Below are 1,653 nucleotides of genomic sequence, written 5' to 3' on the forward strand. Positions count from 1 at the left end.
GGTGTCGGTGTGCGCGGAGCCGTAGCCGTCGAGCCAGGCGTAGTAGGAGCCGGTGCGGGCGGACTCGTCGCTGGAGTTGGTGATCACTCCGCTGGTCGCGGACCAGGTCGAACTGCCGGACTCGAAGCCGTTGTTGCCGAGGAGCTGGGCGGAGGTGCAGGTGCCGCCGTCACCGCCCCCGTCGTCCCCGCCGCCGTCACCGCTCCCGCCGGCCAGCCACTCGGTGGCGTTGAGGGCGAGGGCGGCGTTGGTGGCGCCGGAGTCGTTCCAGCCGTCGTACAGGGTGTTGCCGGACTGTCCGGTGTCGTCGTCGATCGGCGAGCTGTCGCCCCAGAAGGCGACGCGACCGCTGCCGAAGGTGCTCGTCGCGAAGAAGGCGCCGGTGTTGCCGGAGTAACCGGTGCGGTAGAGCAGGCCCTTGACGCCGGAGTTGTCGGCGGGCTTGAGGGTGGCCGTGGTGCCGCTGGCGATCAGGCTCTTGGTGACGGCGCCGAAGGAGCCGTGCAGCACGGGGTCGCCGCTGTCGCTGATGGCGGACGGGTAGTCCGAGCTGATGCTCAGCGAGTCGATGGAGAAACCGAACGGGTCGGTGGAGTCGACGCTGTTGTTGGTCATCAGGTCGTTGAGGATCTCGACCGCGTCCTCACCGTCGTTGTTGCGGTCGGCGCCGGTATGGTCGGAGATCATGAAGAGGCCGCCGCCGTTCTTCACGAAGGTCATGATCGCCGTCTTCTCGGCGGTGGTGAAGAGCGTGTTGGGCTCGGGCAGGACCAGCGTGTCGAAGTTCGACAGGTCGGTGGCCGAGGAACCACCGTAGGTGAGGGCGCTGGTCGCGGTCTTGAGGCTGTAGTCGCCGGTCTTCTGGAGGGCGACGCCCCAGGAGGAGATGGCGCCGGTCCAGTCGGTCTCCGCGGAGGGCGAGGAGTCCTCGCCCAGCGGATCGGGCTGGCTGGTGGAGATGATCCAGTCGGCGTTGCCGGCCGTCTCGGCGTGGGCGTTGTCGAACAGGATCCGGTGCGGGGTGGCAGCGGCGGCGGGGGTGGCGGTGACCTGGACCGCGACCCCGGCGCCGATCAGGGTGAATCCGGCGAGTACCGCGCCGAGTCTGTGGCGGGGTCTGGTGAGCCCTAGCATCCGGCATACCTCCGTGAGGAGTCGGGGAAGGAGTGATGCGGGGAGGAACTACGCGCATAGATACACGACCGAATTGAACGGTACATGACATAAACAAGGCTGAACAGAACCGATCCGGACTGTCCCCGGCTCCAGCGGGCAACCGGACTACATCGGGGGTCATTCGGAAAAGGGGCGGAGATGGAAGTCGACGGCATCATCAGCGCCATCGTGATCGGCATAGTCATCGGTGTCCTGGGCCGGCTCGTGGTTCCGGGCCGTCAGCGCATCGGAATCCTGTGGACCATTCTGGTCGGCATCATTGCCGCGCTGATCGGCTCGGCGATCGCCGGAGCCTTCGACGTGGCCGACACCAAGGGCATCGACTGGGTCGAGTGGCTCATCCAGATCGGTCTCGCCGCGCTGGGTGTGGCGGCGCTGGACCGGTCGAAGGCGCGCCGCTGACGGTCGTACGCGAGAAGGCACCGGAGACAAACGAAAACAGCACGGATGAGAGTGCGGCGCGCCGGGGTCCCGGCG

Annotated in this window: 2 protein-coding genes; one reads left to right on the forward strand and one right to left on the reverse strand. The window is 67.5% G+C overall.

The genetic code is table 11. The annotated features are described in order from the left end of the window. Positions 1–1,134: hydrolase (locus tag ACI2L1_RS45170; RefSeq protein ID WP_404745296.1), on the reverse strand; the 1,134-nt coding region annotated here is incomplete at its 3' end. Positions 1,135–1,314: 180 nt separating this feature from the next. On the opposite strand from ACI2L1_RS45170, the gene ACI2L1_RS45175 reads away from it, so the two are divergent. After that, complete coding sequence (locus tag ACI2L1_RS45175) at positions 1,315–1,578, forward strand: GlsB/YeaQ/YmgE family stress response membrane protein (RefSeq protein WP_404745297.1); 264 nt, start codon at positions 1,315–1,317, stop codon at positions 1,576–1,578. Positions 1,579–1,653: the final 75 nt, after the last annotated feature.

The organism is Streptomyces sp. NPDC019531 (assembly GCF_044903305.1).
Lineage (GTDB): Bacteria > Actinomycetota > Actinomycetes > Streptomycetales > Streptomycetaceae > Streptomyces.

Excerpts from the sequence above, each read along its gene's own strand:
- ACI2L1_RS45175 (WP_404745297.1), top strand. The coding sequence starts at position 1,315 with ATGGAAGTCGACGGCATCATCAGCGCCATCGTGATCGGCATAGTCATC.